Source organism: Methylomonas sp. MS20, assembly GCF_050275925.1.
Taxonomy (GTDB): domain Bacteria; phylum Pseudomonadota; class Gammaproteobacteria; order Methylococcales; family Methylomonadaceae; genus Methylomonas; species Methylomonas koyamae_A.
Genome location: NZ_CP189962.1, coordinates 723,627 through 736,907 on the forward strand (window position 1 = coordinate 723,627; position 13,281 = coordinate 736,907).

Sequence of the window (13,281 nt, forward strand, 5' to 3'; positions counted from 1 at the left end):
TCCAATTTCAAAGGCTGTCGGCGAGGTGTCCGGCGCGGAATACTAAGGTTCGCGGCGCCTCGCGAGCGGTTCCGCCACCCGGTTCGGCGGGTGGCGGTGGGCCGAGCTGGATTGGCTCTAGCCGCGTTCGCTTTCCAACAAATAGGTTAGCCACAAGGACGACAATTTCTCCTGCACCGTATTTTGCCTCAATCGCGCATTCAGGTTGGGAAAGTCGACGTAATCCAGCGCTTGATCCTGGTTGTAGCAGGAATACATAAAGCTTTCCTCGCCGGTTTCCGGATCGACGTGTTTGCACATACATTGTGCGCAAACGCCTTTCATCATGCATTGCATCGGCGAATTGATCGAGCCGACGGCTTCGTGGCCTTCTTTCAGGTAAGGCTTCAATGCGCCGAAGCGGGCCGCCTTAACCGCCGCCATCATCCGGTCGGAACCGATCACGATCAAATGCTCGACATCCTGCAGTTTCAACGCGGTGTCGCCCAGTTGGCCCTCGGCATAGGCGATCATCGCTTCGACGATGTTGCCGACGAACGTTTTGTCCTGTGGACGGGTGACCGGAATCGCCTCGTTGCCCGGCAATTTATCGACCGCCCAGACGATGACGTCGGAAGCGTCCTCGATTTCAGGCACCTTGAACAAGTCGATGCGGTTGCGGTAGCCGGCAAAATACAACACCTTGTTGCCGGCGGCGCGCATGGCCTTGCCGATCGAGAACAATACCGCGTTGCCCAAGCCGCCGCCCAATAACAATACGGTTTTGCCGGTCGGGATTTCGGTCGGTGCGCCGGTGACGCCCATCAATACCAACGGATCGCCGGCCTTCCAGGTCGCACATAGACGGCTGGAGCTGCCCATTTCCAATGCAATCAAGGATACCAGGCCTTGGTCTTTGTCAACCCAGGCACCGGTCAGAGCCAAACCTTCGGCTGCCAGCGCGGTGCCTTCGACGACGGGCGCCAAGGACTCGTAGTTCTGTACTCGGTAGAATTGACCCGGCTCGAAGTTTTTCGCCGCCGCCGGAGCCTTGATCACGACTTCGATAATGGTCGGTGTCAGGCGGTTGACTTCGACGACATGGGCCAGGAACAATTCGTCGAGTCTATCCTGCATGGCCCGCCAGGCCGCGTCGCGCTCGGCTTGTTTTCCGGCATCCAGCTTGGCGATTTCGTTTTCGAACAGCTTGACGATATACGGATAACCGTCCTTGGCGCTGGCCATCGCTTTGACGACGTTGCCGGCATAAACCGGATGGTTGTCGCCGTAGAAGCTGATGTAACGGCCTTCGCTTTGGTACGAGGTAAACGGTGCGGGCTTGCCGACCTTGACTTGCGCCTCGTCGGCCATCGGTACCAGTTTGGCCTTGCCTTGCAGCCAGTCGGGTTCGTGGCGTTTGTAGAACTTGCCTTCCATCGCGAAAGTGCGTGGGTGTTCGGACTGGTAAATCGTATTCGGCGCGGTGCCGGCGGCGATAAACAGGCCGCGCAACGCGACTTCCTGTTCACCGACGGTGCGCCAACGGCCTTCCTGCAATTCCAGCTTCTCGAAGCGCACCGCTTTTAGGTGGCCGTAGTCGTCGTTGATGGCTTCCAGCGGACTCATGCCTTCGGCCAGATAAATCCCTTCCGACAGCGCTTCGTGGATTTCTTCGTGGTTTTGCCGATAGGCCGGCGAATCCTTGATGCCTTTGCGATAGAACATCGTCACGCCGCCCCATTGTTTCAGGAAGGGCAGGAAGTTCGGCGTTTCGCCGGCCGCCGCCGCGCGGGCGCGTTCGGCTTCGATCACCCGGCCGTGGGCTAGGAATTCTTCCAGGATTTCCAGTTCTTCCTTGTCGTAACGGCCGCGTACTTCGGCCTCGCCGTATTTGGCGACCAATTTGTCGTAACGTTTGGTGATTTTGCTGACTTGCAACGGATAGTAAGCCAGCAATTCGGTGGCGGTATCGATAGCGGTCAAACCGCCGCCGATCACGCCGGCCGGCATTCTGACTTGCAGGTTGGCCAGTGACGATTCCTTGGCCGCGCCGGTCAATTGCAAGCCCATCAAGAAGTCCGAGGCCTTGCGAATGCCGCGGGTCATGTTGTTTTTCAGATCGATGACAGTCGGTTTGCCGGCTCCGCTGGCGATGGCGATGTGGTCGAAACCCAGACCCCAGGCCTCGTCGATGGTGATCGTGCCGCCGAAACGCACGCCGCCGTAACATTTGAAGGCGCTGCGGCGCAGCAGGGTCAGGTAAATCACTTTCAAAAAATTCTTGTCCCAACGCACGGTGATGCCGTACTCGGCGACGCCGCCGAAGCCGAGCATTACTCGTTTATCCAGATCCTCGTAAAGCGCTTGGAAATCGATGATCGGTAACGGCGGATTGTCCCGGTCGCCGGTCAAATGCAAGGGCAGCGGTTCGATTTTCAACGCGTCGATGCCGACCACGCCGAAGCCTTCGTTGAGCAAATAATGCGATAGCGTGTAACCGGCGGGCCCCATGCCGGCCACCAAGACGTTTTTACCGTTGTAGGGCAGTGCGACCGGGCGCTTGACGTTGAGGGGGTTCCAGCGGGTCAACAGGCTGTAAATCTCGAAACCCCACGGCATGAACAGCACGTCGGTCAGGACGTTGGTTTCGATTTGCGGAATGTTGACGGCCTCGGTTTTTTGGTAAATGCAGCCGCGCATGCAGTCGTTGCAAATCCGGTGGCCGGTGCCTGGGCACATCGGGTTGTCGATGATGATCATCGCCAGCGCGCCGATGTTGTCGCCTTGACGCTTGACCAAGTGCATTTCGGAAATTTTTTCCTCCAGCGGGCAACCGGTCATCAACGAACCCAGGTGGTTGGCCTTGAAGGTGTTGTCTTTTTTGTTCTTGATGCCTTTCGAGCACGAATCATTGTCGCGATCGTGGCAGTAAATGCAGTGATCGATTTCGTACAGTGCCTGGCGTTGTTTGAAGCGCTTGTCGGTCAATGCAAAACCATCGCGGCGGCGGTGATGGTGTTCGTCGCAGGCCCAGACTTCGTAGCCGTCTTGCAAGACGCTGGCGTGCGCCACCAAGTTGTCCAGGTCGGTTTTTTCGGCGATCTTGAAGCTCAGCCATTTTTCGACGACGGCTTGCAGTTCCGGCACTTGTTTGGCGGCGAAGCTCCAGCGGCGGACGATGTCGAGCAGCGCGGCGGCGAAGGCGGCCGGGCCGTCGCTGATGACGGCCTTGCTCAATATCGGTGAATCGGTGACTTGTTGCTTCAATGCGGCAATGTCGGCATCGCTGAGATCGGCATTTTGGGTTAAACGCCAAAAGTCGGCGCCGAGCTGGCTGACCGCCAGTTCCGGATCGGTTGCATATAGCTCGGATCTGCCGGTTGCCGCCAGCAGGGCATCCAACTGTGCGCCGAGTTCGGCGATGTCCCAGTCCTCGATAGTCTGGCCTTTGAACAGTTTGGCCAAATTGCCGACGATTTGCGTGCGGTAAGTGAACACGCTGTCGAACTCGCCGCGAATCTTGTCGATTTGTTGATCGCGCACATCGCCGACGTTGAACAGTTTCGCGACGAAGGTGCCCACTAGCGGCGCCATTTTGACCAGAAGTTCCGAGATGTCCTCGGGCCTCATGCCCGCTCCGCCGCAGGCGCGGTAAGCCGCGATTTCCTTGAACAAGTTAGGATCGTGTTGCTCGACCGACAGGTCGAACACGGTCATCAGGTCGTTCAGTCGCCGACTGTCGTACAGGTCTCGATAGTCGAAACCGGGGATGCCTAAAGTGAGTTGAGTCAGGTCGCGGGTGTTTAACTGTTTGGTCATCAAGTGTTTCCGTGATAGTTCGCTTGAAGTGGAAAATCGTAGTCTGGCATCGCGGCCGTCGTCACGGCCGCGATATGGAGCGCGCCGTGGCGCTCCTTGCGTGGAATGTTTTACGGCAGTTGATCGACGGTTTCATCTTTTTCGGGCGGCATCAGGTCTTCCCGGGTCAAGCCCAGGCTTAACGCCAAGGAGCTGGCGATATAAATCGACGAATAAGTACCTTTGATGACGCCGATCAACATCGCAATCGCGAAGCCGTGTATGGTTTTGCCACCGAGGAATGCCAAGGCCAACAGGGTCAGGAATACCGTCAGCGAGGTCAGAATGGTCCGGCTCAAGGTGTCGTTCAGGGCGCGGTTGGTGATGTCGGCGATCGGTTCGCGGCGGCTGGTACGGACGGTTTCGCGAATTCGGTCGTAGACGACGATGGTGTCGTTGATCGAGTAACCGATCAGCGCCAGGATCGCCGATAGCACGGTCATGTCGAATTCCCAGCCGAACACCGAGAAGAAGCCCATCGTGATGATGGTGTCGTGGAACAGCGCGGCGATCGCGCCGACCGACAGCTTCCATTCGAAGCGTATGCTGACGTAGACCATGACGCCGACGAAGGCGAAGAACAGCGCCAAACCGCCGTCGTTGATCAATTCGTCGCCGACTTGCGGGCCGACGAACTCGACGCGGCGCAGCTCGCCGGCTTGGGCTTGACTGCTGTTGGCGACGGACAGGACTTTCTCGCTGAGTTCCTTTTGGCTGATGTTTTCGATCGGCTTTAGGCGGATCAAAATATCTTGCGAGCTGCCGAAATTTTGTAGGTTGGCGTCGGCGAAGCCTTGTTGTTCCAGGGTCGAGCGCATTTTGTCGATGTCGACCGATTGGTTGTAATGCATCTCGTAAACGCTGCCGCCGGTAAAGTCGATGCCCAAGTCCAGGCCCTTGACGAAAAACGAAATCAGAGAGATCAGGAACAGGGTGCCGGAGAAGAAATAAGCCAGCTTGCGCTTGCTGAGGAAGTCGATATGGCGTTCGGCGGTCATGACTAGGGTTTCCGATAATTGAAGTGGTGGCGGGGCCAATGCCGGACGGCGACGGCGCCCTCGGGCGATAAGGCTGGGAATTGTACTATTTTCTCCAGAAAGTGGGAGTAAAAAGCACGATCAGCGTGATAATTTCCAAACGTCCGAGCAGCATTGCCGCCGAGCAAATCCAGGTTTGAAAATCGCCGAGGCTCTGATAGTTGGTAGCCGGGCCGACTTGGTTTAGTCCGGGGCCGGCATTGTTGATGCACGCCAGAATCGCGCTTAACGCCGAGATCGCGTCCAGCCCGGAAAAAATCAGCGAAAAGGTCAGCACCACCACCGAGATAAAGTACATAAAGATAAAGGCCAGAACCGCGAAAATGATCTTATTGGGTATCGGCATGTCGCCGATCCGGATCGGGTTGATGGCCCTCGGATGGAGAATGCTGAACATCTCCCGGCTGGCCTGCTTCCAAAGCAGCAGTGTGCGAAACATCTTGATGCCCCCGCCGGTAGAGCCGGTGCAGCAGGTAATACAACTCAAATACAGCATCCACCAGGGGACGAACGGTGGCCATTTGTCGTAATCGACGCTGGCGAATCCGCAGTCGGTCGCGATCGAGACCAAGTTGAACGCCACGTGTCGCAAGCTTTCGAGAAAGGTGGAATACACACCGTTATCCCAAATGTACCAACTGCACAGCCAGATGCTAAACGCGACCAAGGCCAACATAGGCAACACTTCGGCATCCTGCTTGTAGGGCATTAGGCTTCCGAGGTGTACGGCCTGGTAATGCAGCGCGAAGTTCATTGCCGAAATCAACATGAACACGATCAAAACCAGTTCGATGGCCGGCGAGTCGTAATAGCCGACGCTGGCGTCGTGGGTGGAGAAGCCGCCCAGGCCCATTGCCGAGAATGCATGGCATATCGCGTCGAACCAACTCATTCCGGCCATTTTAAGCGAGGCGATGCACGCCAGCGTGATGCCGGCATAGACTAGCCACAGCAGGCGGGCGGTTTCCGTGATGCGGGGCGTGATTTTGCTGTCCTTGATCGGCCCGGCGATTTCAGCTTTGTAGAGCTGCATGCCGCCGATACCTAAAAGCGGCAGAATCGCCACCGCCAACACGATGATGCCGAGGCCGCCGATCCAGACCATTTCGTGCCGCCACAGATTCAGCGACGGCGCTAGCGCGTCCAGACCGATCAATATCGTGGCGCCGGTGGTCGTAAAGCCGGAAACCGTTTCGAAGAAAGCGTCGGTAAACGACAGGCCAGGGATGCCCCACAGTAGCGGTAGCGTTGCCGCCGCCGACATCAATATCCAAAACGAGGCGACCAGTAGGTAGCCGTCGCGGGTTTTAATGTCGCCGCGAAAGCGCATCGTCAGACCGGCCAGCACGCTGCCAAGGCCGATATTCAGCGACATGCCGCGGACGAAATGATCGGCCATGCCGTCGTCGAAGTAGAGCGAGGTGGCGATGGGCAGTGCGTAAGTCAGGCCGAAGACCATCAATATCAGGCCGAGTACGAATCCTAATGTACAAAAACGTTGCATAGTGCCCCGAGGTTGCCGGAGTGGGAACGGATCGATCATGGGTTGCCGGTAGCGCAAGGTCTTGCGCGACGCCGGGCGCGACCGTAAATTGTAGCAAACCTGGCGCGCGGCTAAAAATTCAATCGCCGCGCGCTCCATCGCGCCGGAAATTGCCAACCGGAGTCCGCCGGGATTGAAATCGCGCGAAGAAACCGTAGGCGATTCATTTGGTATAGCTTGCTCGGCCGGAGTCGAGCAACCATTGCTCGAATTGCTCCGCCGGCAAGGGAACGGTATACCAATAGCCTTGCGCGTAATCGCAGCCGGCCGCGGCCAGCAAGTCGCGCTGCCGTTCGGTTTCGACGCCTTCGGCGATGACCTGCATGCCCAGCGTGTGGGCCATGGCGATCATCGCCGCGCATAACACCCGGTCGTTCTCGTTGCTGTCCAGGTTGCGGACGAAGCTGCGGTCGATTTTCAGGAAATCGATGTCGTAGCGCTTCAGGTAGGCGAGCGACGAGTAGCCGGTGCCGAAGTCGTCGATCGCCACCTGGATGCCGGCATCGCGAAACAGTTGCAGCTTTTCGGCGACGATGGGTTTGCCGCCCAAGGTCAGGCTCTCGGTGATTTCGATCGTGACGCTGTCGCCCGGCAAACCGGCGTCGAGCAGAATTTGCAGCCAGTTCTTGTAAAAGGTTTGATCGGTCTGAAACTGTACCGGCGACTTGTTGACGCTGATCTGGAAATCGGGGCGAAAGCGCTCCCGCCATTCGCCGACTTGGCGGATCGCCCGCCGGAAAACCCAGTCGCCGATATCCAGGATCAAGCCTTGTTCTTCGGCCAGCGGGATGAAAATATCCGGCCCAATCAGGCCGCGTTGCGGATGTTGCCAGCGGATCAGCGCTTCGGCCTTGTAAACCGAACCGTCGCGCAGGTCGACGATGGGTTGGTAGTAGAGTCTGAGTTCGGCGTTGGCCAGGGCTTGGCGCAGGCCGTTGACGATGCTCAGTCGATTCAGCGCGACTTCGCGCATGTCCGAGGTAAAGTAGCTATAGCGATTGCGACCCTGGTGCTTGGCATCGTACATCGCTTGATCCGCATTTTTGCGTAAGTCGTCGAGCGCCTCGGCGTCGTCCGGGTAAAACGTGATGCCTATACTGGCCGAAATGTAAAAAACCTCGCCTTCCACATGAAAACTGGTCGCCAGTTTTTCCAGGATATGTTCGGCGATACGCGAAGTGGCGCTCGGCGACTCGATGTCTTCGAGAATCACGGTAAATTCGTCGCCGCCCAAGCGCGCGACCGTGTCGGTGGCGCGCACGCTGCCGCTCAGACGCCGAGCCGCTTCCTGCAGCAATTTATCGCCGATGTCGTGGCCCAGCGTATCGTTGATTTCCTTAAAATGATCCAGGTCGATAAACATCAAGGCCAGCGGAATGCCGCTGCGCTCGGATTTTTTGACGGCTAAACTGAGGTGTTCTTGAAACATCCGGCGGTTGGGTAGGCCGGTGAGCGGATCGAAATTGGCCTGGGTCCAGATCAATTCCTCGGCGCGCTTCTTTTCGGTGATGTCGGAGAACAGAGCCACACGCCGGTGCGGCGCGCCGGCTTCGTCGAAAATCGTATTGATCGTCAGCCACTCGGCAAAGATTTCGCCGTTTTTGCGCTTATTCCAGATTTCGCCCTGCCAGGAGCCGCAAGTGTTCAAACGATGCCACATTTCCTGGTAAAAGCCGGCATCGTGGCGGCCGGAATTGAGCATGCGCGGTTTTTTGCCGACCACTTCGTCCAGCCGATAGCCGGTCAATTCGGTAAAGGCCGGATTGATGTTCAGGATCGCCCCGTTGGCGTCGGTGACCATCATCGCTTCGCCGCTGTTTTGATAGATCAGCGAGGCCACTCGCATTTCGTCCTCGTTGCGCTTGCGTTCGGAGATGTCGCGAATGAATGCGGCAAATTCCCGGCCTTGCGCGGTTTCGACCAAGGTAACCGACAATTCCACCGCGAAATGCCGGCCCTGCCGATCGATCGCCAGGGTTTCGACGCGCATGTTCAGGCGGTTGGCGCCGGATGCCAGAAAGGTCCTCACGCCTTCTCGATGCTGCTGCCGATAAATCGGCGGCACGATGGTTTCCAACAGTTTCCGGCCCAAGGCCTGGTCCCTCGGCCAACCGAACATCGTTTCCGCCTGATGGTTCCAGCCGCTGATGGCCCCGCTTTCGTCCATCAGCACGATAGCGTCCAGTGCGTTTTCGATGATCGCATCGAGCTTGAGTTGTTTTTCCAGGACCCGGTTTTCGCTGGCCAACAGTGCCGCCTGATAGGTCAGCTCGGCGATTTTGGCTTGGTGCTGGCGCAATTCGTCCAGTTGTTCGTGAATGATCTGATTGAGCAGGTCGATGTACTGGCCTTCGGTGTGCTTGACCACGTCGTGTTCGCCGACGGTGGCCAGCATGTCGCCCCGGTCGTCGACAACGACCAGGTGACGGACGCCGCGAGTCTGCATCAGTTGAACCGCGTCGATGACCAGATGCTCGGGAGACACGCTGAGCACCGGACTGCTCATCGCGTCGCCGACCAGCATATCGGCGGCTTGGCGGCGATAAAGGCGGACCATGTCGCGTTCGGTGACGATCCCTACCGGCTTGACGCCGTCGACGACGATCGCGCAACTGGCGCGGTTGGCGTGCATGCGGATGGCGGCGTCGCCGACGGTCGTGGTGCGGCGTAGCGACAGCACGTTGGTGTCCATGATGCTGGCGATCGTGCGCAGCCCGACGAATTCCTCGATCCCGCTGTGCCGGCGAAAATCGGTTTCAGTGACGATGCCGGTGAGCCGGCCTTCGTCGTCAACCACCGCCAGATGGCGTATTCCGTGCTGGATCAGCAGATGAACCGCGTCCCGGAAATCGGTGTCCGCTGGCGCGGTAATCAGTGGGGCGGCCATGAAATCGCCGACCGGCAACGCCAGATCGGTGCCGTTGCCGAGCAATTTGACCATGTCCCGTTCGGTGACAATGCCGAGCGGCATTTGCTGTTCGCCGATGACCAACGAGCTAATGCGGCGGCGCGCCATCATATCGGCGCAATCCGCCAGCGGTGTCGCGGGCGCGACTTGCACGACCTCCCTGGTCATCAAATCGGCAATGGTTTTTCGACTCATCCTAATCTCGTGGTGCCCTATGCGGTGTCAGGCCCGGCCGAGCCTTCCGCTATTTTAGCCCTTTCGCGCCGGATCGGGTTGTCACACAACCTTAAACAAACCTTCATTCCACTGTCACACGGCCAATTTAAGCTAGTCCCATCGCGTTAAGGACCAAATAACAAAAGGAAAAACGGTTTTCCAACGCCGTGCGGCCGTCGCGGTCGACACGCGCGGCAAAGTTGAGGGGGAAGGGCCATGAAGCTGATTTATTCGATACACAAATACGACGTTTCGTTATTTACCTGGCTGAACGGCGTCGGTGCGCACGCCAATTTGGTAGGTGTATGTCGATCGATTTCCAAGACCGGCGACGGCGTGCCGTATGTGATGCTGGCGATTTGGTTGTACTGGGACCAGGGCGGTCACGACCGGCTGCTACAAGCGCTGTTGCTGGCATTTTTGTTGGAGCGTCCGATTTATTGGTTGCTCAAAAACGGTTTCAAACGCAACCGGCCGCAGCAGGCGCTGCGCGATTTTCGCAGCACGATCAAGCCGTCCGACCAGTTTAGTTTCCCGTCCGGCCATACCTCGGCCGCTTTCATGGTGGCGACTCTGCTGGGCAATTTCCTGCCGACGCTGATGCCGTTGTTGTATCTGTGGGCGGCGTCGGTGGGGTTTTCGCGGGTAGTGTTGGGCGTGCATTTTCCGACCGATACGTTGATGGGGGCTCTGCTGGGCGTTGCCATCGCGATTTTTAGCTTAAATCAAACCTTATTATGAAAATATTTTACGGGGTGCAGGGGACCGGCAACGGTCATATCACCCGCGCCAGAGTGATGGCCAGGGAGCTTAACGCGGCCGGTTTCGATGTGACGTTTCAATTCAGCGGCCGGCCGGCCGACAAGTATTTCGACATGGAAGTGTTCAACGGCTACCAGCTCAAGGATGGCTTGACCTTCAATACTCACAAGGGTCAGGTCAGTTACGTTAAGACCGCGTTGCAAGCCAAGCCTATCCGCTTTGTCAAGGACATCGGCAGCCTGGACTTGAGCGGCTACGATTTGATCATCAGCGATTTCGAACCGGTGACGGCTTGGGCCGCCAAACGCCAGCGCAAGCCGGTGTTGGGTATCGGTCATCAATACGCCTTTGGCCACGACATTCCGCGGGCCGGCGGCGACCCCATCGCCGAGCGGGTCATGAAGTATTTCGCGCCCGCCGACATTGGTGTCGGCCTGCATTGGCATCATTTCGGCCAGCCTATATTGCCGCCCATCATTGAAACCCCGGCGTTTCCGCAAAGCGTGCAGGCGAACAAGATTCTGGTGTATTTGCCGTTCGAGGACATCGGCGAAGTGATGACGCTGCTGAGTCCTTTCGAAAATTACCAGTTTCATGTCTACGCGCCGGAGCCGATCGCCAGCCCCTACTCGCATATTCAGTGCAAACCGCTGTCTCGACAAGGCTTTCAAACCGATTTGTACGACAGTGCCGGCATCATCAGCAACGCCGGCTTCGAGCTGGCCAGCGAATCCCTGCAATTGGGTAAGAAGATACTGGTCAAGCCCTTGCACGCCCAGATGGAACAGATCTCCAACGCCGCCGCGTTGAAACAACTGGGTTACGGGCACACGATGTACAACCTGGACGCGGCGGTGATCGACGAGTGGTTGCGGCATCCGCACGCGGTGCATGTGACTTATCCGAACGTTGCCAAAGTCATCGTCGATTGGCTCAAGGACGGCATGCCGGCAATGGACGCCGACTTCACCGAACGGGTCTGGGAAAAAGTGGACGTGCTACAGGTCAGCTATTGATCCCGTCTTCAATCATCGCCTTCGCCGCTGGCGGTGCCTTTCAATTGCTGAGACAGCAACGTCTGCGCGCCGGTCGTGACGACTTCCTCGCCGGCTTGCAGGCCGGCCGTCACGAAATAGTCAAGACCGTCCGCCGCGTAGTCCAGCAACGGCCGCGCGCTGAAACGGTCGTCGGCCGCTTTGACGAACACCGTGGCTTGCCCCAAATGCCAGACCAGCGCGGAGGCCGGAATCCGCACGCCGGTCTGGCCGGTTTCGGCGCCGGGCAGCCAGGCCGTTAGCGGCGCGCCGTAGGGCAGGCGGCAGGCCCGACACAACATAAAGTAGCGGCGGCCCTGGCTGACCGGATCGACTTGCGGCGCCGGGGCGATGGCTTCGGCGGTCAGTTCGGTCTGGCGTTGGGCGTCGGCCTGAATTCGGGCCTTGCCGACGGCAAGATCGACGGGTGCGTCGGCCGGTAAGGTGATTTGCAATAGCTGGGCTTGGCCGGTCAGTAGCTGTTCGGCTTGCGGATGATTCGGGCGGGTGAACCAGTCGGTCAGCGTGACGCCCCAGGTCAGGCGGCTGGCGGCGGCGATCGCTTGTTGTTGGTAGCCGCTACTTGCCAGGCCGGATTTGTCGGCCTGCCACAGCGCTTGTTGTTCCTGGAGGCGGCGAGTGGAAACAATGTCTTGCCGGTGCAGGTCGCGGGTCCGGGCCAAGTTATGGGCCGATTCGTCGAATTTGGCCCGAGCGCTGTCCTGTTGGACTTGCGCGGCCAAATATTGCTGGCGGATTGCCAACAGCGGCTCCGGGTTCAGCGCGCTGCCGTAGGCCGAAAATTCGGAACGGCGCCGGCTGCTTTCCAGGCGACGGGTGACGATGCCGGCCAAACGTTGGCCGGACCGAGTCAGCGTCAGCGCCTCGGTGGTGGCGCCTGCGGCCGGGACCTGGCCGGGCTCGGCATCGTCCGGGTCGGTAGCCGCGGCGGCGCTGGCCGCGACCGAGGCAGCGAGCAGACAGGCCGGAATACGGAGATTGCGCATGATGTGATCGAGTGAATGTCTGAGAAACCGGCCGATTCGACGCCGGCGGATCGTCGAAATTATAAGGGTGCGCGCCAATGGCGCCCTGAATTTTTTGTTGTGTAAAAAAATTAGCCCGTTATGCTGTTGGGCTACCGTTAGGCTTTACAGGATATCGTCATGAGTGAAACGCCAGAAAACTTGAAATACGCGGCCACCCACGAGTGGGCCAAGCTGGAGGATGCCAACCTGGTTCGGGTCGGGATTACCGATTTCGCCCAGTCCGAACTGGGCGACATCGTGTTCATCGGCTTGCCGGAAGTCGGCAGGACCGTCAAGCAAGGCGAGCAATGCGCCGTGGTCGAGTCGGTAAAAACCGCGTTCGATCTGTACAGCCCGGTTGGCGGTAGCGTCGTCGCGGTCAACGACAGCGTGGCCGACGCGCCGGAGCAGGTCAACGACGCGCCGTACGCCACTTGGCTATTCTGCGTGCAGGCTGCCGATCCCGGCGAATTGGACGGCTTGCTGGACGCCGCCGCGTATACTGCTCAAATCGAGGCTTAGGAAACGGCATGGCCAATCAAAACGCAAAAGGATTGAAGCGCTTGGTGAATGCCTGCTTCTTCTCGATCGCCGGCTTCAAAGCCACCTGGCAACATGAGGAAGCGTTTCGCCAAGAGGTGGTTTTGTTCCTGGTGACTACGCCGCTGGCGATCTGGTTGGGGCATACCCCAATCGAAAAAGCCTTGCTGATCGGCAGCGTGGTGTTGGTGCTGTTGGTGGAACTGTTGAATTCGGCGGTTGAGGCCGTCGTCGATAGAGTCGGTTTCGAGCATCACGAATTGTCCGGCCGGGCCAAGGACATCGGCTCGGCGGCGGTGATGCTGTCGCTGATTTGGGCCGCCGCGACCTGGGCTCTGATCTTGTTGTAACGGCCGGACCGGTTCGGCCGGTCTGC

At 58.5% G+C, this 13,281-nt stretch carries 9 protein-coding genes; 4 read left to right on the forward strand and 5 right to left on the reverse strand.

Features of this window, described 5'->3' with window-relative positions; all coding sequences use genetic code 11:
* Positions 1 to 117: 117 nt before the first annotated feature.
* The 4 genes from ACQE3D_RS03180 to ACQE3D_RS03195 form a co-directional block, all read right to left on the reverse strand.
* Complete coding sequence (locus ACQE3D_RS03180; protein ID WP_313729121.1) at positions 118 to 3,798, reverse strand: pyridine nucleotide-disulfide oxidoreductase; 3,681 nt, start codon at positions 3,796 to 3,798, stop codon at positions 118 to 120.
* A gap of 110 nt (positions 3,799 to 3,908) precedes the next feature.
* Positions 3,909 to 4,835: a protein translocase subunit SecF gene (gene secF, locus ACQE3D_RS03185; protein WP_064031587.1), complete on the reverse strand. Its 927-nt coding sequence runs from the start codon at positions 4,833 to 4,835 to the stop codon at positions 3,909 to 3,911.
* 85 nt (positions 4,836 to 4,920) lie between these two features.
* Positions 4,921 to 6,378, reverse strand: coding sequence for a TrkH family potassium uptake protein (locus tag ACQE3D_RS03190; RefSeq protein WP_064031632.1), 1,458 nt, complete (start codon positions 6,376 to 6,378; stop codon positions 4,921 to 4,923).
* A gap of 202 nt (positions 6,379 to 6,580) precedes the next feature.
* Positions 6,581 to 9,520 (reverse strand): EAL domain-containing protein, encoded by a 2,940-nt coding sequence (locus ACQE3D_RS03195; protein ID WP_313729120.1) that lies wholly within the window; start codon positions 9,518 to 9,520, stop codon positions 6,581 to 6,583.
* Positions 9,521 to 9,757: 237 nt separating this feature from the next.
* Between ACQE3D_RS03195 and ACQE3D_RS03200 the strand changes: the two genes are divergently transcribed.
* Together ACQE3D_RS03200 and ACQE3D_RS03205 are read left to right on the forward strand one after the other, a co-directional pair.
* Positions 9,758 to 10,282, forward strand: coding sequence for a phosphatase PAP2 family protein (locus ACQE3D_RS03200; protein WP_071155866.1), 525 nt, complete (start codon positions 9,758 to 9,760; stop codon positions 10,280 to 10,282).
* Entirely contained in the window at positions 10,279 to 11,319 is a 1,041-nt protein-coding gene (locus ACQE3D_RS03205; protein ID WP_313729119.1) for an MJ1255/VC2487 family glycosyltransferase, read from the forward strand. Before ACQE3D_RS03200 ends, ACQE3D_RS03205 begins: the two co-directional genes overlap by 4 nt.
* 8 nt (positions 11,320 to 11,327) lie before the next feature.
* Here the strand turns inward: ACQE3D_RS03205 and ACQE3D_RS03210 are convergent, their stop codons facing one another.
* The gene (locus tag ACQE3D_RS03210) at positions 11,328 to 12,344 is read right to left on the reverse strand and encodes an efflux RND transporter periplasmic adaptor subunit (protein WP_313729118.1); all 1,017 of its coding nucleotides are present in this window, start codon (positions 12,342 to 12,344) and stop codon (positions 11,328 to 11,330) included.
* A gap of 159 nt (positions 12,345 to 12,503) precedes the next feature.
* Between ACQE3D_RS03210 and gcvH the strand changes: the two genes are divergently transcribed.
* Together gcvH and ACQE3D_RS03220 are read left to right on the forward strand one after the other, a co-directional pair.
* Entirely contained in the window at positions 12,504 to 12,887 is a 384-nt protein-coding gene (gene gcvH / locus ACQE3D_RS03215; RefSeq protein WP_427551394.1) for a glycine cleavage system protein GcvH, read from the forward strand.
* A gap of 8 nt (positions 12,888 to 12,895) precedes the next feature.
* A complete protein-coding gene (locus tag ACQE3D_RS03220; protein ID WP_064031581.1) occupies positions 12,896 to 13,255 on the forward strand; it encodes a diacylglycerol kinase in 360 nt (119 codons plus the stop codon).
* The last annotated feature ends 26 nt before the right edge of the window (positions 13,256 to 13,281 follow it).